Genomic DNA, 287 nt, shown 5'->3' with positions numbered 1-287 from the left:
TGTTTTTAAACTAAGTGTAACAGATAGTCAAGGAGCACAAGCTGAAGATGAAATGGTGTTGACTGTGATACCGGCAAACACAGGCGCTTTTTCACTTCACATTAATGCAGGAGGAGAACATGTAGTGAATAATGGCATTACCTACGTTTCTGACCAGTATTATGACATTGGTAGTACTTTATCTCGTCCGCAAACCGGCTTATCCCAACCATACAGTTCTATACGCTATAGTCGTAGTCAAGAAATGAATTATAGTATTCCATTACCTAATGGTAATTATGAGGTTG

Annotated in this window: 1 protein-coding gene; it reads left to right on the top strand. The window is 38.7% G+C overall.

Going from position 1 to position 287, the window contains the following annotated elements; all coding sequences use genetic code 11:
• A partial coding sequence (locus FBT53_RS15975; RefSeq protein WP_136952183.1) for a malectin domain-containing carbohydrate-binding protein occupies positions 1-287 on the top strand: 287 nt, incomplete at both ends.

This window comes from Flavobacterium sp. ASW18X (assembly GCF_005144745.1).
GTDB lineage: Bacteria > Bacteroidota > Bacteroidia > Flavobacteriales > Flavobacteriaceae > Croceivirga.
The sequence above is the reverse complement of the archived record's forward strand: the minus strand, read 5'-3'. Positions and strand labels throughout refer to the sequence as shown.